18 protein-coding genes are annotated in these 25,368 nt (G+C 73.5%); 5 read left to right on the top strand and 13 right to left on the bottom strand.

The features are described 5' to 3' along the window. Positions 1 to 20 precede the first annotated feature (20 nt). On the top strand, positions 21 to 749 hold the full coding sequence (gene deoD, locus V7S47_RS04330; protein ID WP_336560419.1) for a purine-nucleoside phosphorylase: 729 nt from the start codon (positions 21 to 23) through the stop codon (positions 747 to 749). Here deoD and V7S47_RS04325 read toward each other — a convergent pair. Then, a complete protein-coding gene (locus tag V7S47_RS04325; protein WP_336560418.1) occupies positions 736 to 918 on the bottom strand; it encodes a hypothetical protein in 183 nt (60 codons plus the stop codon). The genes deoD and V7S47_RS04325 overlap by 14 nt on opposite strands. A gap of 60 nt (positions 919 to 978) precedes the next feature. Between V7S47_RS04325 and V7S47_RS04320 the strand changes: the two genes are divergently transcribed. Further along, positions 979 to 2,043, top strand: a complete 1,065-nt coding sequence (locus V7S47_RS04320; RefSeq protein ID WP_336560417.1) for an NAD(P)-binding domain-containing protein — start codon at positions 979 to 981, stop codon at positions 2,041 to 2,043. Positions 2,044 to 2,163: 120 nt separating this feature from the next. Here the strand turns inward: V7S47_RS04320 and V7S47_RS04315 are convergent, their stop codons facing one another. Continuing rightward, positions 2,164 to 5,421, bottom strand: a complete 3,258-nt coding sequence (locus tag V7S47_RS04315; protein WP_336560416.1) for an ATP-dependent DNA helicase — start codon at positions 5,419 to 5,421, stop codon at positions 2,164 to 2,166. Then, complete coding sequence (locus tag V7S47_RS04310) at positions 5,418 to 8,627, bottom strand: ATP-dependent helicase (RefSeq protein WP_336560415.1); 3,210 nt, start codon at positions 8,625 to 8,627, stop codon at positions 5,418 to 5,420. Before V7S47_RS04310 ends, V7S47_RS04315 begins: the two co-directional genes overlap by 4 nt. A gap of 114 nt (positions 8,628 to 8,741) precedes the next feature. On the opposite strand from V7S47_RS04310, the gene V7S47_RS04305 reads away from it, so the two are divergent. After that, the gene (locus V7S47_RS04305; protein ID WP_218856217.1) at positions 8,742 to 9,332 is read left to right on the top strand and encodes a DJ-1/PfpI family protein; all 591 of its coding nucleotides are present in this window, start codon (positions 8,742 to 8,744) and stop codon (positions 9,330 to 9,332) included. A 141-nt stretch (positions 9,333 to 9,473) separates the two neighbouring features. Here the strand turns inward: V7S47_RS04305 and V7S47_RS04300 are convergent, their stop codons facing one another. The 6 genes from V7S47_RS04300 to V7S47_RS04275 form a co-directional block, all read right to left on the bottom strand. After that, complete coding sequence (locus V7S47_RS04300) at positions 9,474 to 10,568, bottom strand: ring-opening amidohydrolase (protein WP_336560414.1); 1,095 nt, start codon at positions 10,566 to 10,568, stop codon at positions 9,474 to 9,476. 13 nt (positions 10,569 to 10,581) lie between these two features. Beyond that, positions 10,582 to 11,514, bottom strand: a complete 933-nt coding sequence (locus V7S47_RS04295; protein WP_336560413.1) for a carbamate kinase — start codon at positions 11,512 to 11,514, stop codon at positions 10,582 to 10,584. Between the two features lie 70 nt (positions 11,515 to 11,584). Then, the gene (locus tag V7S47_RS04290; protein ID WP_336560412.1) at positions 11,585 to 12,322 is read right to left on the bottom strand and encodes an SDR family oxidoreductase; all 738 of its coding nucleotides are present in this window, start codon (positions 12,320 to 12,322) and stop codon (positions 11,585 to 11,587) included. Between the two features lie 7 nt (positions 12,323 to 12,329). Further along, a complete protein-coding gene (locus V7S47_RS04285; protein WP_336560411.1) occupies positions 12,330 to 13,616 on the bottom strand; it encodes an ArsB/NhaD family transporter in 1,287 nt (428 codons plus the stop codon). Next, on the bottom strand, positions 13,613 to 15,109 hold the full coding sequence (locus tag V7S47_RS04280; RefSeq protein WP_336560410.1) for a potassium/proton antiporter: 1,497 nt from the start codon (positions 15,107 to 15,109) through the stop codon (positions 13,613 to 13,615). The genes V7S47_RS04285 and V7S47_RS04280 overlap by 4 nt, the downstream gene beginning before the upstream one ends. Then, the gene (locus tag V7S47_RS04275; protein WP_244509226.1) at positions 15,106 to 15,564 is read right to left on the bottom strand and encodes an SPFH domain-containing protein; all 459 of its coding nucleotides are present in this window, start codon (positions 15,562 to 15,564) and stop codon (positions 15,106 to 15,108) included. Before V7S47_RS04275 ends, V7S47_RS04280 begins: the two co-directional genes overlap by 4 nt. 130 nt (positions 15,565 to 15,694) lie before the next feature. Here V7S47_RS04275 and V7S47_RS04270 point away from each other — a divergent pair, with 130 nt between their 5' ends. After that, positions 15,695 to 16,657, top strand: coding sequence for a HAMP domain-containing sensor histidine kinase (locus V7S47_RS04270; RefSeq protein ID WP_336560409.1), 963 nt, complete (start codon positions 15,695 to 15,697; stop codon positions 16,655 to 16,657). Then, positions 16,654 to 17,304, top strand: coding sequence for a response regulator transcription factor (locus V7S47_RS04265; protein ID WP_336560408.1), 651 nt, complete (start codon positions 16,654 to 16,656; stop codon positions 17,302 to 17,304). The genes V7S47_RS04270 and V7S47_RS04265 overlap by 4 nt, the downstream gene beginning before the upstream one ends. A 61-nt stretch (positions 17,305 to 17,365) precedes the next feature. Here the strand turns inward: V7S47_RS04265 and V7S47_RS04260 are convergent, their stop codons facing one another. The 4 genes from V7S47_RS04260 to V7S47_RS04245 all read right to left on the bottom strand — a co-directional run bounded on the left by V7S47_RS04260 (position 17,366) and on the right by V7S47_RS04245 (position 25,268). Further along, positions 17,366 to 17,773, bottom strand: a complete 408-nt coding sequence (locus V7S47_RS04260; protein ID WP_336560407.1) for a cupin domain-containing protein — start codon at positions 17,771 to 17,773, stop codon at positions 17,366 to 17,368. A 73-nt stretch (positions 17,774 to 17,846) separates the two neighbouring features. Next, positions 17,847 to 21,083, bottom strand: a complete 3,237-nt coding sequence (locus V7S47_RS04255) for a M14 family zinc carboxypeptidase (RefSeq protein ID WP_336560406.1) — start codon at positions 21,081 to 21,083, stop codon at positions 17,847 to 17,849. Positions 21,084 to 21,276: 193 nt separating this feature from the next. Continuing rightward, positions 21,277 to 23,187, bottom strand: a complete 1,911-nt coding sequence (locus V7S47_RS04250; RefSeq protein ID WP_336560405.1) for a hydantoinase B/oxoprolinase family protein — start codon at positions 23,185 to 23,187, stop codon at positions 21,277 to 21,279. Further along, positions 23,184 to 25,268, bottom strand: coding sequence for a hydantoinase/oxoprolinase family protein (locus V7S47_RS04245; protein ID WP_336560404.1), 2,085 nt, complete (start codon positions 25,266 to 25,268; stop codon positions 23,184 to 23,186). Before V7S47_RS04245 ends, V7S47_RS04250 begins: the two co-directional genes overlap by 4 nt. Positions 25,269 to 25,368 lie beyond the last annotated feature (100 nt).

Below are 25,368 nucleotides of genomic sequence, written 5' to 3'. Positions count from 1 at the left end.
CCCTTCCTAGGGTGGGCGTCATGAGCACGCACCTCGGCGCCCACCCCGGCGACATCGCCCCCCTCGTCCTGATGCCCGGCGACCCGCTGCGGGCCCGCTGGATCGCCGACACGTTCCTCGACGACGCCCGGTGCTACACCGAGGTCCGCGGGATGTACGGCTTCACCGGCACCTGGCGCGGTCAGCGGGTCTCCGTGCAGGGCTCCGGGATGGGCCAGCCGTCGCTGGCCATCTATGCCCACGAGCTCTTCAAGGAGTACGACGTGCAGCGGGTCGTCCGCGTCGGCTCCTGCGGGGCGATGACCGAGCGGGTCGCCGTACGCGACATCGTGATCGCGTCCGGCGCCTGCACCGACTCGTCGATGAACCGGCTCCGCTTCGAGGGCCTCGACTACGCCCCGGTCGCCGACTTCGGGCTGCTCCGCGCGGCCCACGACGCGGCGCTGACCGCCGCCGGTGACGCGGGCGTGCACGTGGGGCTGATCTACAGCAGCGACTCGTTCTACCCGGCCCGGCCCGAGCTGTCGGCCCGGCTGGTCGAGCACGGCGTGCTGGCGGTCGAGATGGAGGCCAGCGCGCTCTACACGATCGCGGCGTCGTACGGCCGGAAGGCGCTGGCCGTCTGCACGGTCTCCGACCACCTCGTGACCGGCGAGGAGACGACCGCGCAAGAGCGCGAGCAGACGTTCGGGGCGATGGTCGAGATCGCGCTGACCGCGGGTCTCTCCCCCGATCTCAGTCCTGCGTGAACGCCTTGCGGCCCAGCACGACGACCCCGGCGCCGAAGAAGCCCAGGCAGGCGAAGCCGATCCCCTGGTAGTCCTCGTCGCCGCCGGCGACCCAGAGACCGCCGACGACGGCGGGGATCGCGCACATCAGCGCGAGCAGGAGCAGCGGCCAGGAGACACGGGAGCGCACGTGTCGAGGATGTCACTCGCCCCAGCGGAAGGTGCAGGCGGTCCGGCGCGTTCTTCCGACGTGGAGGTCCTCGACTCGCTCGTCATCGGCGCCGGCCAGGCCGGGCTGTCGGCGTCGTACCACCTGCAGCGGCGGGGCCTGCAGCACGTGGTCCTGGACTCGGACGCCGCCCCGGGCGGGGCCTGGCAGCACCGCTGGGACTCGTTGAGCATGCACGACGTGCACGGGGTGGCCGCACTGCCGGACGCGGAGCCGCCCGGGGAGGACGCGGGGCGGGCCAACGTCGTCGTACCGGCGTACTTCGCGGCGTACGAGCGGGAGCACGGGCTCCCCATCGTCCGCCCGGTGCGCGTCGACCGGGTCACCGAGGACGACGGCCTGCTCGTCATCCGGGCCGGCGAGCGGAGCTGGACCTCGCACACCCTGGTGAACGCCACCGGCACCTGGACCCAGCCGTTCGTCCCGCGCTACCCCGGCATGGACACCTTCGTCGGCGAGCAGTTGCACACCCACGACTTCCCGGGCGCCGAGCACTTCCACGGCCGGCGTGTCCTGGTCGTCGGCGGCGGCGCCTCCGCGGTGCAGTTCCTCGGTGAGCTGGCACCGCTCACCGACACCCTCTGGGTCACCCGCCGTGCGCCCGTGTGGCGCACCGACGACTTCAGCCCCGAGGCCGGCCGGGCCGCCGTCGCCCTGGTCGAGGAACGGGTACGCCGGGGTCTCCCGCCGGCCAGCGTGGTGAGCGTGACCGGCCTGGCCCTGCGACCGCAGGAGCGCGAGGCGCAGCGGCTCGGCGCCTACGACCGGCAGCCGATGTTCGCGTCCGTGGAGCCGGACGGGGTGCGCTGGGCCGACGGGCGGTTCGAGCACGTCGACGTGATCCTGTGGGCCACCGGGTTCCGGCCGGCCGTCAGCCACCTGGCGCCGCTGCGGCTGCGCTCGCCGGCGGGCGGGATCCAGCTGCACGGCACCACGGCCGTCGCGGACCGCCGGGTGCAGCTGGTGGGCTACGGCCCCTCGGCCAGCACCATCGGCGCGAACCGGGCCGGACGGGCAGCGGCCCGCGGCGTCGCCGAGTGGATCGGCGACACCGCGGGCCTGCGTCCGACTCCGGGCGGAGCCTGAGCTACTTGCCGCCGACCTTCTTGGCCACCAGGCCACCGAGGGCGACGACGGCGATGACGAGGACGAGCTTCTTCAGCATGGCGATTCTCCGATCGGCTGGGGTCAGGTGTGCGGGCCCATTCAACCGGTCGTGAGCAACCGCTCCAGCGCGGCGCGCCCGGGCAGGTCCGGCGGCTCGACCAGCTCGCCGGTGCGGACGTGGAAGAAGGCCGCCCGGACCTGCTCCAACGGGACGCCGTGCAGCTCGGCCCAGGCCACCCGGTAGATGGCCAGCTGGAGCGGCTCCGGCTCCAGGTGACGCCCGGTCTTCCAGTCGACCAGGAGGTAGCCGTCGCCCTCGCGGTAGACCGCGTCGATGCGCCCTCGGACGACCTGGCCGGCCAGCACCAGGGCGAACGGGGGCTCGACCGCGTGCGGGACCCGATCGGCGAACGGACCGGCCTCGAAGCTCGCGACCAGCTCGGCGAGCTCCGCGTCGTCGGCGATCCCGGTGTCGGCGCGGCCCGGGAGCTCGTCGGGGTCGAGCAGCAGCTGCTGGCCGAAGCGACTCTCCACCCAGGCGTGGAAGCGGGTGCCGAACCGGGCGGCCGACGACGGCCGCCGTGGCATCGGCCGGGCCAGGTCACGGGCGAAGGCCTCCGGATCGTCGCGCAACCGGGCCAGGGAGGTCGCGGAGAGACTCGACGGCAACGGGACCTCGACGACCGTGGAGCGGTCGCGGGCGGCCTCCTCGAGGAGGCGGTCGATCTCGGTGTCCCACTGGGCCACCCGGTCGAGGAGGAGCACGTCCTCGAGGTCGTCAGCCGCGTGGGGGTCGGCCGCGCGCACCCGGGCCGCCGCCTCGACCCGGCGCTCGACCTCGCGCGTGTGGTGGGAGATCGGCCAGGCCAGGTCGGTCGCAGCCTCGGCGTACGGGTTCGGGTCGTCCTTGGCGGGCTTGTCGCGCCAGGCGTCGGGCACGGCGCCCCAGGTCTCCATCGCCTCACGGGTGAGCTGGAGGTAGCGCGACGGACCGAGGGCGCCCTTGCGCTGCGGCGCCCAGCAGTACGCCGACACCCAGTGGGTGTGGCGGGCGCGGGTCCAGGCGACGTAGCCGAGCCGGAGCTCCTCGAGCGCCTCGTGCTCCTTGGCCCGCGCGCTCAGTGCCTTCAGGTCGTCGGGCGTGTGGCCGGTGAGCGCCGGCAGGTCGCGGGCGTCGCCCCGCAACGCGGTCGGCATCACGAAGGGCACCGTGAGCCAGCTGGACCGGCTGCGGTTGGTGGGGAACTTCTGGTCGACGACCCCGACCAGGAAGACGACGTCCCACTCCAGACCCTTGGCGCGGTGGACGGTCAGCAGCTTGACCGAGTCGGCCTCCGAGGGCGTCGCGACGTCGAGGCCCTGGCCGAACTCGTCCTCGGCCTCCAGCCACGCGAGCAGGGCGGCGAGGGTCACCTGCCCGTCGACGGCCTGGAACTCGGCGACCGCCTGGACGAACAGGTCGAGGTTCTCGCGCCGGGCCGCCGCGGCCGGGCTCACCGAGGCCGCGAGCTCGACGTCGATGCCGGTCACGTCGACGATCCGGCGGACCAGGTCGAGCAGCGGCTCCCCGATCGAGCCGCGCAGGCGGCGCAGCTCGCCGGCCAGCAGCCCGAACCGCTCCCGGGCCTCGGGTGAGTAGTCGAGGTCGCCGGGATCGTCGAGGGCGTCGCACAGCGCGGGGATCTCGGTCGGGTCGGCACCCTCGACCGCGGCTCCCAGCTCGGCCTGCAGGTCGCTCAACGTCGTGGCCCGCACCGACGGTCCACCGCCCGCGAGCTCACGGGCGCGGCTCCCCAGCAGCGCGAGGTCGCGCAGCCCGATCGCCCAGCGCGGGCCAGCGAGCACGGTCAACAGGGCGGCGTTGGCCGTCACGTCCTGGACGAGGGTGAGGGTGGCGACCACCTCCGCCACCTCGGGGAGCCGCAGCAGGCCCTTGAGCCCGACGATCTCGACGGGGACCTCCTGGGCGGAGAGCGCGTCGAAGACGGCGGCCGCGTGGGCGTTGTCGCGCACCAGGACGCCGATCTCCTTCCAGGCGGGCTGGTCGCTGCGGGCGGACAGGGCCTGGTGGGTCGCGACCACCTCGGCGGCCAACCACCCGAGCTCGTCGTCCCAGGTCTCGTGGACGACGGCACGGACCTCGCCCGGGTCGGCCCCGGGCTTGGGCTCCAGCGGGCGCAGCTCGGGGCGGTCGGCGTACAGGCCCTCGGCGAGGTGGTTGGCCGCGGCCAGGATCCGCTCGTCCGAGCGCCGGTTGACGGTGAGCGGGTAGGTGCGGGTCGCCCCGACGGACGACGGGAAGTCCTGGCCGAACTCCAGGATGTTCGACACCGAGGCGCCCCGCCATCCGTAGATGGCCTGGTTAGGGTCGCCGACCGCCGTCACCGGGTGGCCCAGCCCCTGCTCGGGGTCGGGACCGCTGAACAGCCGGCTCAGCATCAGCGCCTGGGCGACCGAGGTGTCCTGGTACTCGTCGAGGAGCACCACCTTGAACTTGCCGCGCTCGAGCTCGCCGACCTCGGGGCAGTCCTGGGCGAGCCGGGCCGCCAGGGCGATCTGGTCGGAGAAGTCCATCAGCCCGTGGTGGGTCTTCAGCCGGCGGTAGGCGTCGACCAGCCCCAGCAGCTCGCCCCGCTTGTCGATGGCGGCGATCGCCTTCTCGTTCACCGCGCGGTAGGTCTTGCGGTGCTCGGTGGCGATCCCTGCCTCGAGCAGCGGGCGCTGGACGGCGTCGTGGGCCCGCACCTGGTCGGGCGTCACGAGGTGCTCGCTCATCTCGCCGTCGAGGGCGAGGAGGTACTGGACGACGTGGCTGGGTGAGTCGGTGAGCTGGTCGACGGCCGAGGTGTAGCGCTGCACGGCCCGCGCCGCGAGCTGGTAGCGGCTGGCGTCGGCGATCAGTCGGGTGTCGGGCTCGTGCCCGATCCGCAGGCCGTGCTCGGACAGCAGGGTCGAGGCGTAGGCGTGGTAGGTCGCGACCGTGGGCTCCTCGAGCTCCTCCGGTTCGTCCTCGGCCGATCCGGGCTGGACGAGACGTACGCCGCGCTCCGGGAGCAGGCCAGCCTGGCGCAGACTCTCGCGGATCCGGCTCTGGAGCTCGGCGGTGGCCTTGGTGGTGAAGGTCAGGCCCAGGACCTCGTGGGGGCGCACCCGGCCGGTGGCGACCAGCCAGACCACCCGGGCCGCCATCACCGTGGTCTTGCCGGAGCCGGCCCCGGCGATCACGACCGCCGGCTCCAGCGGCGCCGTGATCGCGGCGAACTGCTGGTCGCTGAAGGCCCACTCGGCCCCCATCAGCTCGCGGAGCTGCTCGGGGGTGGTGATGTCGCGCACCGGTGGTGCCTGCGTGGCGGTCACGAGAGCACCGATCCCGCCGTCTTGTCGGGGCACAGGGCGTGGAAGGTGCAGCGGTCGCAGTGGGGGCCCGGTCGCGCGACGAAGTCCTCGTCCCGCAGCACGGTCGCGGCCGCCACGAGCTGGTCCTCGACGAAGCCCGGCCCCTCCACGGGAGGCGCCTGCCGCTGGACCTTCGGCAGGTCGGCGCCGTGGCGCAGCTGCACCAGCTCGGCACCCCCGGGCCGACCCGGGCGGTCCGCCTCGGGCAGCCAGGCGTCGGCCGCGCCGTGCTCGACGGCCAGCTGGTAGAGCCCGAGCTGGCTGTGCCGCTCGACCTGGGGGCCGGTGGGCGGGTACTTGCCGGTCTTGAGGTCGATGACGACCACCCGGCCGTCCTCCTCCACCTCCAGCCGGTCGGCGTAGCCGTGCAGGCGGACCAGCTGACCATCAGGGAGGGTGACCTCCGCCTGCATCCGAGGCTCGGTCGCCAGCACCGGCCGGGCTCCGGGACGCTCGTGCCAGGCCACGAACCGGGCCAGGGCGTCCCGGACCGCGGCCCGTTCGCGGGCGCGCGACCAGGGGGTGCGGAACTCCAGCCGCTCCCAGACCTCGTCGACCAGCGGCATCAGGTCGCCCTCGACGTCGACCGGAGAGGCGATCTCGCCCTTCGCCACCCGGTCGGCCACCGCGTGCACGACCTTGCCGAAGCCCTGGCTGGCCGAGCTCACGACCGCGCCTCCGGCCTCCCGGGTGAGGAACCACTGCGCCGGACAGGTGATCAGGCCCTCCAGGGTGCTGGCCGAGATCGTCAGCGGCCGGTCGGTGGGCCGCACCGGCTGGGCCGCCCGGGTCGGCGCCCGCAGCCCCCACCAGGAGGCCGGGTCGGCGGCGGCAGCCACCGCACGGCCCTGCACGTCGGTCGCGGCCAGTCGGCTCAGCCGCCGGGCCGCAGCCGCCCGGAGCGGCTCGGGCTGCTCGGGGTCGGCGAGGGTACGACGAAGCTCCGCGACCAGCCCGCTCATCGAGAGCGGACGTCGGGGCCGACCGACCAGGTGGACCGGGTCGCGCCCGAGTTCGTGGAGGAACCGCGACGGCTGCTCGCCCTCGTCGTCGGCCGAGGCGACGGCGGTGACGACCAGCCGCTGACGGGCCCGGGTCGCGGCGACGTAGAAGAGTCGACGCTCCTCGGCCAGGATCGCACCACGGGTCAGCGGCGGCAGCAGGCCGTCGCGGCTGATCCGGTCGGCCTGGAGCAGGGTGTCGCGCCGCCGCAGGTCGGGCCAGGAGCCCTCCTGCACGCGGGCCACGACGACCAGGCGCCACTCCAGGCCCTTGGACCGGTGGGCGGTGAGCAGGCGTACGGCGTCACCGCGGACCCCGCGGTCGGCCAGGGTGTCGGCCGGGATCTCCTGCGCGCTGAGCGTCGCGACGAAGGCCCGGACGCTGGTGTGGCCGCGCTGCTCCTCGGCTCGGGCCGCGGTCTCGAACAGCGCGCAGATGGCGTCGAGGTCGCGATGGGCGAGCCGGGCGCCCTGCCCGCCGCCGCGGGTGGCGTGGCGCAGCCGGCGTCCCCAGTCGGAGCCCTCCCAGAGCGTCCAGAGCACCTCCTCGACGGTCGCCCCGCCCGCGAGCTCGGCCCGGGCGCGGGCGACGAGGACCGCGAGCCGCCGGGCCCGGGTCGCCGCGTCGCCGGGCAGGTCGGCCAGCAGGCCCGGCTCCAGCACGGCCCGGCGTACCAGGTCGCGCGGGGCCGCCTCCGGGTCGCGCTCGCGCAGCGCGCGGGTCAGGGCGCGCACGTCGGTCGCGTCGAGCGACCCGAGCGGCGAGGTCAGCAGCGCCTCGGCCCGGTCGGCGCCGACGTGGTCCTGGGCGGCCGGGTCGTCGACGTCGGCGTCGCCGACCACGGCCAGCGCGGCGAGCAGCGGGACGACGGCCGGCTCGCGGACCAGCGGGGTCTCGTCGCTCGCGACCTCCACCGGGACCCCGGCCGCGACCAGCGAGCGACGCAGACCGGGGATCTCGGCTCGACCGGACCTCACCAGCACCGCCATGTCCGACCAGGCCACGCCGTCCTCGAGGTGGGCCCGGCGGAGCAGGTCGGCGACGTGCTCGACCTCGGCCCGCGCGGTGTCGAAGGTCAGCGCCTGGACCGTGCCGGGGCCGAGCTCGTGGGCGACCGGGGCCGGGTCGCGGAACGCGGCGTACGCCGACGCCGGGATCGAGCCCGTCACGCCGATGCCGGCCGCGATCGAGCGTGAGGCCCGCAGCAGTCTCGAGCCGAACCGCCGGGTGGTCGCCAGGGCGACGACCCGGGCCGGCGAGCCGTCGGCCTGCGGGAACTGGCGCGGGAAGTCGAGGATGCCGCGGACGTCGGCGCCGCGGAAGCCGTAGATCGACTGGTCGGGGTCACCGACGACCGTCAGGTCACGGCCGTCGCCGGCCAGCGCCCGCAGCAGGGCGACCTGGCTGGGGTCGGTGTCCTGGTACTCGTCGACGAAGACGTGGGTGACCTCGCGCCGCAGCTGGTCGCGGTGGAGGTTGGCCTCGATGACCGCGCGCGCGACCAGGTCGGGGTAGTCGACGGCGCTCTGGTCGCCGAGGACGTCGAGGTACTGGCCCAGGAAGAAGCCGGCCGCGGCCAGCTCGGGGGCGTTCTCGCGCTCGCCGAGCTCGACCAGCTGGTCGGGGTCGAGGCCCCGCTCGCGGGCCCGCGCCAGCACCGCGTGGACCTCCTTGGCGAACCCGCGGGTGCCCACGGCGGCGCGGAGGCCGGAAGGCCAGCGCACCGACTCGGGGTGGTCGGTCAGCAGCTCCTGCAGCACGACGTCCTGCTCGGGCGCGGACAGCAGCCGCAGCGGGGCGGCGTACAGCTCGGCGGGCGCGAAGCGCCGCACCAGCGCGTAGGCGAAGGAGTGGAACGTCGAGCTGAGCGGCGTCGCCATGGTGCGCCCCAGCCGGGCGGTGACCCGGTCGCGCAGCTGCTCGGCGGCCTTGCGGGAGAACGTCAGCGCCAGCACCTGGTCGGGCCGGGCACCGGCCTCGACCCGCGCCACGATGGCCTCGACCAGGGTGGTGGTCTTGCCCGTCCCGGGGCCGGCCAGCACCAGGAGCGGGCCGCCTGCGTGGTCGACGACCCGCTGCTGGTGCTCGTCGAGCGTGGGCGCCACCGGGACCGACGACGCGCGGCGCAGCCGGAAGGCCGGCGTCTCGGTCGTGGGTGAGCTCATGCCGGGGTCCCCGCGGAGGCGTGAGCGAAGCGAGCGGCTTCGTGGGGGAGGCTCATGTGTCCATCTCAACACCCGCCGCCGACAGGACGACGCAGCACCCGCGACGATGGGCACATGACGACCAGGACCGTGGCCATCCTCGCCTTCGACGACATGGAGGTCCTCGACTACGCCGGCCCGTACGAGGTGTTCAACGTGGCCGGCGAGCTGGGTGCCGGCCACCCGTTCGAGGTCTTCTCGGTCGGACTGAGCACGGCGCCCGCGGTCGGGCGCGGCGGGTTCGCCGTGCTGCCGACGTACTCCCTCGAGGACGCGCCGCCGTGCGACGTCCTCGTGGTGCCCGGGGGCGCGGGCACCCGGCCGTTGCTGGCCGACGAGCGGCTGCTGGCCTGGCTGCGGGAGCGCGCGGGCGAGGTCGACCTGCTGGTGTCGGTCTGCACCGGGGCACTGCTGCTCGGCGCGGCCGGGCTCCTCGCGGACCGGCCCGCGACGACCCACCACGACGCGTTCGACGAGCTGGCCGCGATCTCGCCGACCACCGAGGTGGTGCGCGGCGAGCGGTACGTGCGCTCCTCCGACGCCGTCCTGACCTCGGCCGGGGTCTCGGCGGGGATCGACTGCGCACTGCATGCCGTCGAGCTGCTCGCCGACCAGGACACGCGCGACCGCGCCGTCACCGAGATGGAGTGGGGCTGGCGGTCCTGACGCTGCTCGGCGTGGGGACGGCTCGCGGACTCGCGCAAAGGTTCATCGGCTGGCCGATGAAACTCACGCCGGGACGATGAACCTTCGTCGTCCCGGCGGGAGCTTTGTCGGCCAGCCGATGAAACTCTCCGACGACCCGCCTCAGCCCAGGTCGACGATCGCGGCCACCGGGCCGCCGCCGTCAGGCCCCTGGTGGGCGGCGGAGACCGACACGAAGACGGCCGGGTCGCCGGTGACGGCGGCGGTGACGCCGCCGACGGCCGCCTTGATCTGGCGGTGCCAGTGCACGTCGGAGTCGTCGAGCATCGCGTTGCGGCGACCGCGGACGGTGCCGTCCTGGGAGGCCTCGCACTTGAGGAAGACGTTGACCAGCTTGTCGTCGAGGTCGCTGGTGCGGGGCCGCTCGGGCAGGTCCAGGCCGGCGGAGCGGATGGCCTCCCAGATCCCGTCGGCGTCGAGGGCGTCGGTCATCACCGAGTGGCCGATCCGGTAGCGGCCGCCGACGCCGGTCGCGTTGCCGACCACGACGACCTGGGCTCGGTCGAGCTCGACGCCCGAGGAGCAGGAGGCGACGGAGGAGTAGAGCGAGCGGTCCTTCAGCACGTCCTCGTCGCGGGGCATCTCGATCTCCCCGAGGGCGACGGCGATGCCGAGCGCCGTACCGCCGTTGGAGACGTCCATCGAGTAGAGGGTGTCCTCGGTGAAGACGTCCTTCCCGCGGGACTTGGCGTCCTCGATGGTGCTGAGGGTGAGCAGCGGGGTCTTGGTCTGGACGTAGTGCACGTCGGCGGTGTCGGTGATGCCGGCCCGCTCCATCGCGACCTTCACCGCGTCGGCGACCTTGGTGACCATCCCGCTGCGCCCGATCTCCTCGGGCAGCAGCACGTCGCTCATCGCGAAACCCACGGTCAGCCGGGACTCCTCGGTCGGCTCCGCGTCGACGGTGGCGAAGATCGTGGCGTGCGGGCTGATCACGCCGTCGGTGCCGCCGGACCACACGATCGGGACCTGCTTCACGGCCTCGCCGTCGGCGCCGCCGGCGACCAGCGCCTCGCGGAAGGCCCGGTCGGCGATGATCCGCGTGTAGTCGTTCACGCCGCCGTTGCCCTCGGTCTTGCCGATGATCGCGACCACCCGGCTCGCCTCGAAGACCCCCTCGTCGAGGAGCTTGGTGAGCTCGCTGGCGTCGGCGACGGAGTGGATCGGGACCTTGCGGACCTCGATGGCGCTGGGCATGGGCGTTCCTTCCTCAGGGGAGTACGACGGTGCCGGCGGCACCGTCGAGGGCATCGGTGATGTGCTGCAGGCTGGTGATGACGGCCCGGGACCCGCCGCGCTCGACGAACCGGCACGCCGCGTCGACCTTCGGGCCCATCGAGCCGCTGGCGAAGTGGTCCTCCGCGGCGATCCCGCGCAGCTCGGCCACGCTGACCTGGCCGAGCGGGCGAGCGTCGGGCGTGCCCCAGCCGACCACGGCGTTCGGCACGTCGGTGGCGATGACGAGCACGTCGGCGCGCAGGTCGCGGGCGAGCACGGCCGCGCCGAGGTCCTTGTCGATGACCGCCTCGACGCCACGCAGCCGGCCGTCCGCGTCGACCACCACGGGGATCCCGCCGCCGCCGCTGGCGACGGTCACGAAGCCGGCCGCCACCAGGGCCTCAACCGCGGCCAGGTCGACGATCTCGAGCGGCTCGGGCGAGGCGACCACCCGCCGCCAGCCGCGGTCGCCGCGGTCCTCCCACGTCTCGCCGTGCTCGACGAGCAGCGCGGCGTCGGCGGCGGGCAGGTAGCGGCCGATCGGCTTCGTCGGCCGGGTGAACCCGGGGTCGTCCCAGGCCACGAGGGTGCGGGTGACCACGGTCGCCGTACGACGGTCCACGCCGCGCTCGCGCAGGGCCGCGTCGAGCGCGTTCATCAGCACGAACCCGAGCGTCGCCTGGGTCTGGGCCCCGCACCAGTCCAGCGGCACCGGGGGTACGACGGCCGCGGCGAGCTCGTTCTTGACCAGCAGGTTGCCGACCTGGGGCCCGTTGCCGTGGGTGAGCACCACCTCGACCCCGCGGCCGACCAGGTCGGCGACCGCCGCAGCCGCGGTCGACGCGGCGGCGATCTGGTCCTCGGGCCGGACTCCGCCGTCCGCGCTGGTCATGGCGTTGCCGCCGAGCGCGAGCAGGACCCTCATGCGACGAACCTAGGCGTCCCCCGACCCCCGGACATTGGCGACATCTGCCAACGGAACGGCCCGATCGCCGTCAGCGGCCCCCGGCGACCCGCAGCGTCGTCCCCGTGACGTACGACGCCGCGTCGCTCAGCGCGAACGCGACCACCGACGCCACCTCCTCCGGCTCGCCGGCGCGGCCCAGCGGCACGAGCGGCCCGACCCGGTCGACCCGGCCGGCCTCGCCGGCGTCCTCGTGGATGCGGGTCCGGACGATCCCGGGCGCGACGCCGACCACCCGCACCCCGTCGCCGGCGACCTCCTGGGCGAGGCCGACGGTGAGCGCGTCGACGCCGGCCTTGGCGGCGGCGTACTGGACGTACTCCCCCGGCGAGCCGAGCGTCGCGGCGCCCGAGCTGATGTTCACGAGCACGCCGCCGGCGCCGCCGTACGAGCGGCCGAGCGAGCGGACGGCGGCCCGGGCGACCAGCAGCGCCGCGGTGAGGTTCAGGTCCACGGTGCGTCGTACGACGTCGACCGGGGTCTCGGCGAGCGGGCCGAGGTGCAGCGTCGCCCCGGCGTTGTTGACGACGCCGGTCAACGGACGCGGCGCGGCGGCGAACAGGTCGTCGACGGCAACCGGGTCGGTGAGGTCGCCGGCGAGGAGGGCCACCGACGCGCCGAGCTCCGCTGCCGACGACGCGCACGCGTCCGCCGCGGTCGCGTCGTCGCGGTAGCCGAGCACCAGGTCGTGGCCGTCGGCCGCGAGCCGGAGCGCGACCGCCCGCCCGATGCCCCGGGTACCGCCGGTGACCAGGGTGAGGGGACGCATGAGCCGATCAGAACACGAAGTAGCGCAGCCAGACGTAGAGCCAGGCCACGGTCAGGGACACGAAGGTCACGACCAGGCCCTTCTTGGTGAACTCCCAGAAGGTGATCGGTCGTCCGGCGCTGTGCGCGATCCCGAGGACGACGACGTTGGCCCCGGCCGCGACCGCGGTCGTGTTGCCACCCAGGTCGGCGCCGAGCGCGAAGGCCCACCACAGCGGGTTGCCGGACGAGGTGTCGCCGGACGCGGCGACCAGGTCCTGCACGATCGGCACGGTGGCCGCGGTGTAGGGGATGTTGTCGACGAAGCCGCCCACCACCGCGGACCCGAAGAGCAGGGTCGTGGACGCCAGCAGCGGCCGGTCGCCGAGCGCGGAGGCGGCCGCCTCCCCGATCGCGCCGATCACGCCGACCTGGACCAGCCCGCCCACCAGCACGAAGAGGGCCATGAAGAACACCAGGGTCCCCCACTCGACCTCCTCGAGGAACTCCTCCGAGGTGGTCCGGGTCAGCAGCACCATCGCCCCGGCGCCCATCATCGCCACGATCGACGGGTCGAGGTGGAGCACCGTGTGCAGCCCGAAGGCGACCATCACCAGCGCCAGCACGACCAGGCAGACCGCGAGGCGCCGCGGGTCGCGGATGGCCGTCGCGGGATCCAGGTCCTCCGGGGTCGCCGCGGTGGGCTCCACGCGCAGCTCGCGCCGGTAGAGGAACCGGCACAGCACGACCAGCACGGCCACGATCACCACCGTCACCGGGAGCGTGTGGACCAGGAAGTCGTTGAAGCTCAGCCCGGCCCGGCTGGCGATGATGATGTTGGGCGGGTCCCCGATCAGGGTCGCGGTGCCGCCGACGTTGGAGGCGAAGACCAGCGTCACGAGGTACGGCGTCGTCGGCAGCCCGAGGCGCGCGCAGACCGCGAGCGTCACCGGGGCGACCAGCAGCACCGTGGTGACGTTGTCGAGGAGCGCGCTCGCCGCCGCCGTCACGACCATCAGCAGCGCCATCAGTCGGGCCGGTCGCCCGCGGGAGGCCCGGGCCGCCCAGAGCGCGAGGTACTCGAACAGGCCGGTCTGCTTCAGCACCCCGACGATCACCATCATCCCGAAGAGCAGGAAGACGACGTTCCAGTCCACGCCGGTGTCGTGGTCGAAGAAGGCGCTGTCGGCGTCGACCAGCCCGAGCAGGGTCATCGCGGCGACCCCGCCCAGGGCCGCCGCGACCCGGTCGATCCGCTCGGTGGCGATGAAGGCGTAGGCGACCAGGAAGACCCCGATCGCGGCGGCGGCGATCACCGGCCCGCCACCCCGGCGTACCAGCCGGCGAGCCGGCCGTGGTCGCTCACCGCGCGCAGCCGCGCCTCGATGGCCGGGCCGTCGTCGCGCGGTGCCGCGACGAGCACGTGGTCGCCGCCACGCAGGACGGTCGTCGGCGCCGGCGCGAAGATCTCGCCGTCGCGGACCAGCAGGGAGACGGCCGCCCCGACGGGCAGCCGCAGCTCGGCGATCTCGACCCCGACCAGTCGGGACCGCTCGGGGACGGCGAACTGCAGCAGCGCGGCGTCGATGTCGTCGAGGGGGGCGGAGTCGATGGCCACGTCGCGGGGGTTGTGCGGGCGGGCCGCGCCCGTCCGGCGGGCGACCCAGGGCAGGGTCGGCCCCTGGAGCAGCGTGAACAGGACGACGAGCAGGAAGACCACGTCGAAGATCCGTTCCGCGCCGGGCAGGCCGACGCTCATCGGGATGGTGGCGAGCACGATCGGTACGGCGCCGCGCAGGCCGGCCCAGCTGATGAAGACCTGGTCGCGCCAGGGCACCCGGAACGGCGTCGCGCACAGCACCACGGACAGCGGCCGGGCGACGAGGGTCAGTGCGCCGCCGACGACGAGCGCGGTCGGGAGCGCGTCGAGCAGCCGCGCGGGGCTGGCCAACAGCCCGAGCAGGATGAACAGTCCGATCTGCGCCAGCCCGGCGAGCCCGCCGGCGAAGCTCTCCGTGGTCGAGCGGTGCGGGAGCCGGGCGTTGCCGAGCACGAGGGCGGCGACGTAGACGGCCATGATCGGGCTGGCGCCGACCACGCCGGACAGGGCGAAGGCCAGGAAGGCGATCGCCAACGTGGCCAGCGGGTAGAGACCGGACGCCGGCAGCGCGCTACGCGCCAGCAGCCAGGTCCCGGCGACCGCGACCGCCACGCCCACGAGCACCCCGACCAGCAGCTGGTAGCCGATCTGGCCGGCGATGCCGAGGGCCCCCGCGCTCTCCCAGGCGTCCGAGGTGACCACGGTGACCAGGACGATGACCGGCGGGTCGTTGAAGCCCGACTCGGCCTCCACGGTGGCGCGCAGCCGGCCCCGGACGGGCAGCTGCCGGAGCACCGAGAAGACTGCGGCCGCGTCCGTCGAGGAGGCGACCGCCCCCAGCACGATCGCGGTGCGCAGGTCGACGTCGAGGACGACGTACACGAGGCCCGTGGTGACGGCGACGCTGATGAAGACCCCGACGGTCGCCAGCACCCCGGCCAGCGGCGCCACCGGGCGGACGACGCTCCAGTCGGTGGTGAAGCCGCCCTCGGCCAGGATGACCGCGAGGGCCACGGTGCCGAGCACCTGGGTCAGGTCGGCGTCCTCGAAGTGCAGCCCGAGGCCGCCCTCGCCGATGGCCAGCCCGATCGCCAGGTAGATCAGCAGGCTCGGCAGCCCGGCCCGGCTGACCAGGCGGACGGCGGCCACGGCGGCCAGCAGCACCGCGGCACCGACCAGGACGACGACGTTGAGCTCGGCCGTGGTCACCGCAGGACCACGTCGAGCTCGACGACCGCCAGGCCGCCGACCTCCAGGTCGCCCAGGTCGGCGACGTCGCACGCCACGACGGCGGCCACCAGCTCGTCGGCCAGGCCGGTCTCGGCCCGCTCGCGCGCCTGGTCGACGGCGTCGGCCGGCTCCCCCGGGCGGGGCGGTACGACGGGCAGCACCGCCTCGGCCAGCAGCCGGACCTCGTGGCCGTCGCGGGTCGTCGCGCGCACGCTGATGGCGACCGGCTCGGGGTCCATCGCGACGACCTCGACGGTGTCCAGCAGCGGCCAGCGCCAGGCCGGCCCACCGCCCACGACGCGCCGTACGACGCCGCGTCGGCTGACCACCAGCAGGTGCTCCCGCGGGGTCCATCTCACGCTGGCGCCGGCGAGCGCGGCCAGGAGGGACAGCACCAGCAGGCCCACGACCACCGTCGCCGCTGGCTCCTCCACATCGCCTCCCGACCGCTCTCGTCCGGCACGCTCGAGTGTTCGCGAACGAGCGTCCGCGGACCATGGGGGCTACCACCCATCTCGGGCTCGCCGGGTCCGGCCGGACCCGGCCACGTGACAGGCTGGCGGGGTGCGCACCTGGACGCTCCCCCTCTACTGGCGGGTGTGCCTGATCAACGGCACCGTCTTCCTCGCCGGGACCCTCGCCCTGCTGCTCCTGCCCGTCAGCGTCTCGCGGCGCACGGTGGTCTCCGAGGCGCTCGTGCTGACCCTCGGGCTCGCCGTGATGCTGGTGACCAACGCGCTGCTGCTCCGCGCGAGCCTCGCGCCGATCGACCGGGTGGTGCGGCAGATGGCGACCGTCGACCTGCTGGAGCCCGGGCAGCGGCTGCCCACGGGCACCCGCGGGCCGGGCGCCCGACTGGTCGCCAGCTTCAACGCGATGCTGGACCGGCTGGAGGCGGAACGCAGCGGCAGCGACGCCCGGGCCCTGGCCGCGGAGGAGGAGGAGCGGCACCGGATCGCCCGGGAGCTGCACGACGAGGTCGGCCAGCAGCTGACCGTCGTACTCCTCGGTCTCAAGCAGGTGCAGCGCCGCGCACCGGCCGAGCTGGTCGAGGAGCTGGAGCTGGTCCGGGAGAGCGCCCGCGCCGGCCTGGACGACGTACGACGGGTCGCGCGCGAGCTGCGCCCGGGCGTGCTCGACGACCTCGGCCTGCACAGCGCGCTGGCGGCCCTCGCGACCGGGTTCTCCGCGCACGGCGGCGCGACCGTGCGCCGCTCGATCGCGCCCGGGCTGCCCGCGCTGCCGCCGGCGACCGAGCTGGTCGTCTACCGGGTCGCCCAGGAGGCGCTCACCAACGCCGCGCGGCACGCGCGGGCCACGCGGGTCGAGCTGACCCTGCAGCGGCTCGGCGACCGGGTGGTGCTCGGGGTCGCGGACGACGGCCGCGGGCTGGTCGCAGACGCGGCCGGGGCCGGCCTGCGGGGCATGCGGGAGCGCGCCCGCTCGGTCGGCGGGACGCTCGAGATCGACAGCGCCCCCGGGCAGGGCACCCGGGTCCGGCTGAGCGTCCCGGTGGACCCGTCGTGAACCCGACGCGGATCCTGCTGGCCGACGACCACGGACTGGTGCGGCGCGGCGTACGGCTGATCCTGGACCAGGAGCCCGACCTCGAGGTGGTGGCCGAGGCCGGCGACGGGGCGGAGGCGGTGGCGCTGCTGAGGGAGGTCCCGGTGGACCTGGTCGTGCTCGACATCGCGATGCCGCGGATGACCGGGCTGCAGGCGGCCCGCGAGATCGCCCGCCGCCGCGAGCCCCCGCGGGTGCTGATGCTGTCGATGCACGACAACGAGCAGTACTTCTTCGAGTCCCTGAAGGTCGGGGCCAGCGGCTACGTGCTGAAGTCGGTGGCCGACGAGGACCTGGTCGCCGCCTGCCGCTCGGCCATGCGCGGCGAGGCGTTCGTCTACCCGGGCGCGATGAGCGCCCTGGTGCGCGACTACCTCGACCGGCTGCGCCGCGGCGAGCGGGTCCCCACGACCGTGCTGACCGAGCGCGAGGACGAGGTGCTGAAGCTGATCGCCGAGGGCCTGTCGTCGAAGGAGATCGCGACCGCGCTCACCATCAGCGTGAAGACCGTCGAGCGGCACCGCGCCAACATCCTGGCTCGCCTCGGCATGCGCGACCGGACCCAGTTGGTGCGCTACGCGATCCGGGCGGGGCTGGTCGAGCCGTAGTCGGGGTAGTCCGTCACACAGGGGTTGCTTACTCGCGGGTAACCAACCCCGGTGTGACGGACTACTCCGACGCCAGCTCGAAGTCGGCGAAGTCGAACCCGGGCGACACCAGGCAGCTGACGAGCGCGTCGGCGGCGGACGGGACGGTGCGCTGCCAGACGCCCGCGGGGACCAGGACCTGGGGGTGGGCGGCGTCGCAGACCTCCGCCGTCGGCTCCCCCGGCCGTACGTCGGTGCCGCCCAGCTCGAGCGTCACCGCGCCGGTGTGGGCCAGCCAGATCTCGTCGGAGGCGACCCGGTGCCAGGCCGAGGACTCCCCGGCCGGCAGCAGGAAGTGGATGAGCGTCGCGGTCGGACGGACCCGGCCGTCGGGCAGCGTCACCTCGACCGGGGAGGCCCAGGTCTGGCGGTACCAGCCGCCCTCGGGGTGCGGTTCCAGGCCGAGCACGTCGGCGAGCGGCGGTCGCATGCCACGACGGTAGCGCCCGACAACGCCGGACGGCCGGCACCCCGAGGGTGCCGGCCGTCCGTGGGTGATCAGGTCAGCTGACCTTGACCTTCGCCGACGCGGAGCTGGCCGAGACCAGGCTGCTGCCGGTGTACGTCGCCCGCAGGGTGTGCGAGCCCTTGCGGAGGCGGACCGTGATGGTCTTGGCCTTGCCCGGGGCGACGGTGACGACGCCGAGGGCCTTGCCGTTGTCGGTCAGCACGATCTTGGCGTTGCCGGGCACGTTCGGGACGGTGAAGGAGATGGTCACCTTCGCCTTGCCGAGCTTGGCCTTCTTGGCGACCTTGACCTTCTTCGCCGACAGCTTCAGCGTCGACGACGCCTTGGCGACGGAGACCGTCACCGGGGCGCTCACCGAGGGCTCGAAGCCCGCGGCCGACGGGGTGAACCGCGCGACCAGCGAGGTGCTGCCGGGCTTGAGACCCGCGACCGAGAGGGTCGCCTTGCCGGCGGTGGTGGTGCCGCTGGCGAGGACCTTCGAGCCCGACACCAGCTCGACGGTGCCATCGGTGCTGGCGGTGACCGCGACCTTCGCGGCGCCCGGGTAGGTCACCTTGGCGACCGGGGCGATCGAGACGGTGGTCTCCGTCGGGGCGGTCAGCCGGTCCGAGGCGGCCGGGGCGGCCCAGAAGATGCCGCGGGCGGCCTGGCTGAACAGGCTCTTCGGGTTGGTCCGGAAGAACACCGACGTGCCGAAGACGATCGACTTGGCCGACACGGCCGGGTTGGTCCGGGGAGTCACCGAGGAGACCACGGAGGCCTGAGTCGCGGCGACCTCCGGACGGGTGGCCAGCAGGGCCCCCGTCGTCGCGTTCGTCGAGCGCCAGAGACCGGCCAGCACCGGGTTGCCCGCGCCGTAGGTCTGTTCGACCGAGACCCCCGCGCCCAGACCGGTGAACCAGGTCGCCGGGTAGATGTACGACGTGTCCTGCGCGTACGGCGCCAGCACGCCGCCAGCAGTGTTGTCGACGTCGACGAGGGCCGTGTTGGAGCCGGCGCCCGTGACGGCGGTGCCGGTCATCAGCCCGAAGTCCCGGGCGGCGTTGAAGCCGGCGGCCGCACGGCCGGTGAGCGCACCACCGCGGTCGAGGAGGGCCTGGACCGCACCACGGACCGGGGCGTTGCTGTCGCCGGTCGTCGTGAAGGTCGAGCCGATCCACAGCACGTCGACGTCGGCGAGCAGCGCCGGGTTGGCGTTGATGGAGGCAGCGGTGACCTGGACCAGGTCGTCGAAGCCGAGCTCGCCGAGGGCCAGGCGGTCGTCGACCGACCCGACGAAGGCGATCTTCAAGTCCTTCAGCGGCTTGGTGGTCGCGTCGTCGAGGGCGTCGAGATCCGCAGCGGTGGCGGGCTCGAAGGCGATGTCGAGCTCCTCCGACACCGCGGCGACCGCCGCGAAGGCAGCCTTGTCCACGACGGCCGAGCCGTCCGCCAGCATCGACACGGCGACGTCCTCGTCCAGCAGCGCGTTGAGCGCCTCGAAGTCGGCGACACCGGCCAGGTCGAAGGTGACGTAGTCGGCAGCCGCCGGAACCGCGGCGTTCGACGACGCCGCGGAGACCGGGGTGGTCGCCCCGATCGGCGCGTCCTGGACGACTCCGACCTTGTCGACCGTGGCACCCCACAGGTACGAGTAGCTCCACGCGCCGTCGGCGTAGAGCTGCGGGATCGTGGAGGCGGAGATGTTGTCGCCGAGGTCGAGGAGCGAGTTCGCCATGCCGCGCAGCGGCTGGTCGAGGTCGACGACGTACGACCCGGCCGGGTAGGTCTTGCCGCCCACCGTGGCGGCAGCGTCGAGCGTGCCGACCTCGATGTCGTGCAGCAGCAGCTGCTCGACCAGCGCAGCGGCGTCGCTCTCCGAGCGCTGACCGTCGCCCCGCGGGATGACGTAGGCGTTCGGGAGGACGAGCGGCTCCTGGTCGTCGACCTCGTCCCAGAGCGCCCGCCACTGCGTGGGGCCGGGGACGGTGTTGACGTCGGCGACGGTGAGCTGCTTCTTCGGCTCGCCCGACAGACCGCGACGGAAGGTCTCGATCTGGTTGCCGAGCATCTCGCGCGCCGAGGTCGGGTTGTTCATGTACTCGACGATGCTCTCCATCGTCTGGTAGGCGACCGCGACGTTGGTCACGGCGCGGGCGGGGGTCATGTACGACCCCGTCCGGCCCAGCGGCAGCTCGACGGTCGACGTCGCGGCGCCGTAGAACGCGGAGTACTGCGCACTGAACACGGGCGGGTAGTCGTCCCAGCCGCCGTTCGGGTCGTCGCGGTACGGGATCGCGATGCCGCCGGCACTCGTCAGCGGGTTGCCGGGGATGGCGGCCGCCACGACGTCCTGCTCGACCTTCAGCGCGAGGGCGTAGTTGTGCGGGATCGACAGGTCGTACTCGTAGTTCGTGCCGTGCGGCGGCCCGCAGGGCTCGATCTGGAGGACGCCGGTGTAGCCGTGGAAGTCCGCGGTGTAGATCGGCTGGATGGCCTGCGCCTGCCGGATGTAGGACTTCGTCTCCGGGGTGGCGTTGGTGATCATGTCGCGGTTCGGGTCCAGGCCGAGCGCGGTCGCCCGCGTGGCGTTGGTCCGGCCGTCCGGGTTCAGCGACGGGGAGAAGTAGAGGCGGTTGTTGCGCAGCAGGCTGCCGACCTCGCTGAGCGGCGCGGTGGCGAGCCACTCGATGTACTTCATCGCCGCGTCGGTGCCCTCCCACTCGTTGCCGTGGATGTTGTTGCTGATCCACACCGGGGTCTTGTACTGGCCGAGCAGCGTCGAGTCGGCCGCAGCGGCCTTCGGGTCGTGCTTGATCGTGTCCTTCCAGGCGGCCTGGCGCGCGGTCTCGGCCTCGGTCTCCGGCGCGGTCACCGTCACCAGGTAGAGGTCGCGGCCCTGGGTCGACTGCCCCACCACCTGCACCGACACCCGGTCGCTCGCGGCCATCAGCTCCTGGAGCTTGGGCGCCAGGTCGGGGTGGCCGAGCAGCTCGGCGCGGTGGGCCGCGTCGTCCGGGTTGTCCCGGTAGAGCGGCAGCCGCGGCTGGTAGGGGTACGACGTCGGCATCTCGATCGGGTCGCCGGCGACCAGGGTCTCGGCGGCCGCACGGAAGAGCTTCGCCTGTGCCGTCTGCGGCACGGCCGACGACGACGAGCTGGTGCCGCGGTCGCTCGCGACGGTGGCCGTCGGAGCCGTCTCGTCGGCCGCCGCGATGCTGCTGCTGGCGAGCACCGACGTCGCGGCGAGGGCCAGGCTGGTCACGCCGATCAGAGCGCGCGATTTCCTCACTGGTGGACTCATTTCTGTGGTGGCGAGTTCGGAACCCGGCCGCCCGCACGGCCGGGGTCACGGTCCTTGTCAGGATGTCTGACAATCCTTCAATTCGGTTCTGTGTAACAGAGCCTTCACAGAACTTCTCGCCCTCTGGATGGAGGTGGACAGGCGAAACACCAGTCTGCTAGGAGCGACGATTAGTCACGTTTCAGACCACGTCCACCTCGGCGTACGACGGGCCGCCCGCCAGCTGGGCGTAGCCCGGGCCGCGGTCGAAGAACGCCGCGGCGGCCGAGGACCGGCCCGCACGCTCGGCGGCCGTCGCGGCGGCGTCGTACGACAGGTCGTCGGTGTCGACCGAGCCGGTCAGCACCACGCCGTACGACGAGAGCGCGGCCGCGGGCGAGACCTTGCGCCAGATGACGTCGCGGACCACCAGCTCCGGCTCGCGCTCGAGCGGGTCGCCCCAACCGCCCCCGCCGGTGGTGCGGATCCGGACCACCTGGCCGGCCCGGATCGGCTCGGCGTCGGCGAGGGCGTCGACCTCGCGCTCCTCGGGCCCGCCGGGGTCGATGACCACCTGGAACGGCTGACCGGCCAACCCGCCCTTGACGCCCCAGCAGGCCAGGATCGACCGGTCCGCGATGGACATGAAGTGGCCGTCCTTGAGCATCCGGATGTGCTTCTCGTAGCCGAGGCCGCCGCGGAACCGCCCCGCTCCCCCGCTGTCGACCGCCAGCGATAGCGACTCGACCCGGAACGGGAAGCGGGCCTCGGTGAACTCGGTCGGCAGGTTGCGGCTGTCGGGCACCACGTGGATGGTGTCCTCGCCGTCGGCGTAGTAGCGGCCGCCGGAGCCGCCGCCGAGCACCTCGCGCATGAGGTAGGGCCGGCCGTCGAGGTCCTCGCCGTACACGCCGGTGTAGCGGATCGTCTCCTGGTCGGCCGGCATCCGCCCGTCGACGGCCTTGGCGACCACGCCGGCGAGGACGCCGAGCAGCCGCAGGATCACGAACGTGCGGGCATTGGTCGGGGCCGGGAACACCGGCGTGAGCAGGGTGCCGGGCTCCGGGAAGCGCATCTCGATCAGCGGCACGATGCCCTCGTTGACGTCGAGTTCGGCCATCCGCTCCGGGCTCTCGGCGAGGTTGCGCAGGATCGGCGCCAGCCACTTCTTCAGGAAGACGCCGTCGCTGTAGTCGCCGCAGTGGTTGATCGGCCCCTTGGCCTGCGGGCCGGTGCCGTCGAAGTCGAGCACCAGGCGCTCGCCCTCGGGGTCGTCGGCGGGGGTGCGGGTCAGGGTGATCCGCTGGGTGTGCAGCTGGGGCTCGTCGACGCCGTCGTGCTCGGCGTAGTCCTCCCAGGTCCAGGACCCGACCGGGATCTGGCTGAGGATCTCGCGTCGGTACGTCGTGGTGGTCCGGTCGATGATCGCGTCGAAGCACGACTCGACGACTGCGACGCCGTACCGGTCGAAGAGCTCGCCCAGCCGGCGCGCGCCCATCAGGCAGGCCGAGCACTCGGCGTCCAGGTCGGCGCTCAGCGACTCGGGCATCCGGCTGTTGCGGGTCATGATGGCCAGCGCCGCACGGTTGGGGACGCCGGCGTCCCAGAGCTTGATCGGCGGGACCATCAGGCCCTCCTCGAACACGCTCGTGGCGTTGCTCGGCATCGACCCGGGTACGGCGCCGCCGATGTCGTCGTGGTGGCCGAAGGCCTGGACGAACGCGACCACCTGCCCGCCGCTGAAGACCGGCACGGTCACGCAGAGGTCGGGCAGGTGCCCGATGCCGCCCTCGGAGCGGTAGACGTCGTTGTGGAAGAACACGTCACCCTCCCGCATCTCCTCGATCGGGAAGTCGCGGGCGACCGGGTGGACGAGCGCGGAGTACGACCGACCGGTGAGCTTGCGCAGCAGCCGGTCGTGGATGCCGGCCCGGAAGTCGTGGGCGTCGCGGATCATCGGGCTGCGGCTGGTGCGCGCGATGGCGGTCTCGACCTCCATCTCGACACTCGCGAGCGAGCCCTGGACGATCTCGACCAGCACCGGGTCGGCGGACGCTCCCCGGTCGTCGGTGAGGAACCCGAACGGGAACTGGGTGGGGGCGCGGCGGCTCATGCGTTGCTCCTGGTGACGATCAGGTTGAGGTACTCGTCGACGCGGGCCTCGAAGCCCGGGTGGATCGGGACGGTCGAGCCGAACTCCTCGACGATCACCGGGCCGGTGACGCTCGTGCCGGGCGGGAGGTCGGTGCGCTGGAGGATCGGGGTGTCGACGTACCCGTCGGCGGCGTCGAAGCAGACGCCCCTCGTCCCACTCGCTGGTCGAGTAGCCCGCGAGGAACGAGCGGGCGTATCGAGACCTCCGTGCCGGGCGATCTCCGGCCGCGTGATCGGCCCGATCCCGGAGACCCGCAGGTTGACCCACTCGACCTGCTGGGTGGGGTCGGCGGCGAAGTCGTAGCCGTAGAGCGCCCGATGGGCGGCGTGGAACTCCGCCGCGACCGCCGCCGGGTCGAGCGGACCGGCGGCGACCGGGACCCGGACCTCGAAGGCCTGGCCGTAGTAGCGCAGGTCGGCGGTGCGCGCGAAGACGTGCTGCTCGGGGGTGAACCCCTCGCCGCTCAGCGCGGTCGCGGCGCGGGCCGTGAGGTCGTCGTACACGCCCTCGACGACGGCGGGGTCGAGCGCGTCCGCGAGGGCCACGTGGGTCTGCACGTAGTCGTTCTTGACGTCGACCGTGAGCAGCCCGAACGCCGAAACGTTGCCGGGGTTGGGCGGCACCAGCACGGTCGGCAGGCCGAGCACGTCCATCAGTCGGCAGAGCAGCAGCGAGCCGGAGCCGCCGAAGGTGACCAGGGCGAAGTCGCGGACGTCCAGGCCGCGCTTGACCGTCACCTGGCGCAGCGCGTTGGCCTGGTTCCAGGCGGAGATCTCCAGGACCCCGGACGCGCATGCCTCGGGGGTCAGGCCGAGCTGCTGGGCCAGCTGCTCGACGCCGGCCCGGGCCGCATCGACGTCGAGCGGGATCTCGCCGCCGAGCAGGTGGGGAGGGATCCGGCCGAGGACCACGTGGGCGTCGGTGATGGTGACCTCGGTGCCGCCCTTGCCGTAGCAGAGCGGGCCGGGGTCGGCGCCGGCCGACTGCGGGCCGACCTTCAGCGTGCCCTCGGGGCTCAGCCAGGCGATCGAGCCGCCGCCCGCGCCGACGGTGACCACGTCGATCATCGGGATCTTGCTCGGGAACGCCCCCACGCTGCCCTCGGTCGTGAGCGTCGGCTCGCCGTCGATGACCACGCTGACGTCGGTCGACGTCCCGCCGCCGTCGCTGGTGAGCACCTTATCGAAGCCGGCGACCTGGGCGATCAGCGCCGCGCCCAGTGCGCCGGCCGCCGGGCCGCTGAGCACGGTGGTGATCGGCTGGTGCACGACCTCGGCCGCGCTCAGCACGCCGCCGTTGGACTTCATCACATAGAAGGGCGGGGCGCCGTACTCCTGAAGGCGCTCGCTGATGTTCCGCACGTACGCCGAGAGCCGCGGCTTGACGGCCGCGTCGACCAGGGTGGTCATCGCCCGCTCGTACTCGCGGTACTCGCGCAGCACCTCGCTGCTGATGCTGACCACCGCGTCGGGGTGCTCCTCGCGCAGGATCTCGAGCATCCGCAGCTCGTGGCGCGGGTCGGCGTACGCGTGCAGGAAGCAGACGCCGAGCGTGTTGACGCCCTGCCGCCGGAACCAGCGGGCCGTCTCGCGGGCGCCGGCCTCGTCGAAGGGCCGCACCTCGGCGCCGGTCGGGTCGAGCCGCCCCTCGACGCCCTTGACCAGGTCGCGCGGGACGATCCGGTCGGGCTTCACCCAGAAGTACGAGTTGCCGTAGCCGTCCGGCACCGACTGCCGGGCGATCTCCAGCATCGCCTCGTAGCCGGTGTTGGTGATGAACCCCAGCCGGTCGACCTTGCCCTCGAGCAGCTGGTTGGTCGCGACGGTGGTGCCGTGGCTGACCGCGCTGACGCTGTCGTCGCCGGCCCCGAGCAGGTCGAGCACCTTGGCGATCCCGGCCAGGAACCCGTCCGCCGGGTTGCTCGGTGTCGACGGGGTCTTGGTGGTGACCAGCTCCCCGGTCTCCTCGTCGAGGGCCACCACGTCGGTGAACGTGCCTCCCGTGTCGATCCCGATCCGGATCCGGCGCTCAGCTGGCATGCCTCGATCCAACCGGTCCCGCTCGGTCGGGGCCATCGGCACACCCTGACGACGGGGCCGCGCAGATTCTGTGACGCCCGTCCACCCACGCTGGTTGAGG

Origin of the sequence: Nocardioides sp. CCNWLW216 (assembly GCF_037120545.1) — a bacterium.
In the GTDB taxonomy this organism is placed as follows: domain Bacteria; phylum Actinomycetota; class Actinomycetes; order Propionibacteriales; family Nocardioidaceae; genus Nocardioides; species Nocardioides lianchengensis.
Note: the sequence above shows the minus strand (reverse complement) of the source record. Positions and strands in the feature narration are given on the sequence as shown.

What these genes read in the sequence shown, in the direction of transcription:
- V7S47_RS04250 (WP_336560405.1), bottom strand. Translation starts at nt 23,187, where the DNA reads ATGAGCCGCCGCGCCCCCACCCAGTTCCCGTTCGGGTTCCTCACCGAC.
- V7S47_RS04290 (WP_336560412.1), bottom strand. Translation starts at nt 12,322, where the DNA reads ATGCGTCCCCTCACCCTGGTCACCGGCGGTACCCGGGGCATCGGGCGG.
- V7S47_RS04295 (WP_336560413.1), bottom strand. Translation starts at nt 11,514, where the DNA reads ATGAGGGTCCTGCTCGCGCTCGGCGGCAACGCCATGACCAGCGCGGAC.
- V7S47_RS04310 (WP_336560415.1), bottom strand. Translation starts at nt 8,627, where the DNA reads ATGAGCTCACCCACGACCGAGACGCCGGCCTTCCGGCTGCGCCGCGCG.
- V7S47_RS04305 (WP_218856217.1), top strand. Translation starts at nt 8,742, where the DNA reads ATGACGACCAGGACCGTGGCCATCCTCGCCTTCGACGACATGGAGGTC.
- deoD (WP_336560419.1), top strand. Translation starts at nt 21, where the DNA reads ATGAGCACGCACCTCGGCGCCCACCCCGGCGACATCGCCCCCCTCGTC.
- V7S47_RS04245 (WP_336560404.1), bottom strand. Translation starts at nt 25,268, where the DNA reads ATGCCAGCTGAGCGCCGGATCCGGATCGGGATCGACACGGGAGGCACG.
- V7S47_RS04300 (WP_336560414.1), bottom strand. Translation starts at nt 10,568, where the DNA reads ATGCCCAGCGCCATCGAGGTCCGCAAGGTCCCGATCCACTCCGTCGCC.
- V7S47_RS04260 (WP_336560407.1), bottom strand. Translation starts at nt 17,773, where the DNA reads ATGCGACCGCCGCTCGCCGACGTGCTCGGCCTGGAACCGCACCCCGAG.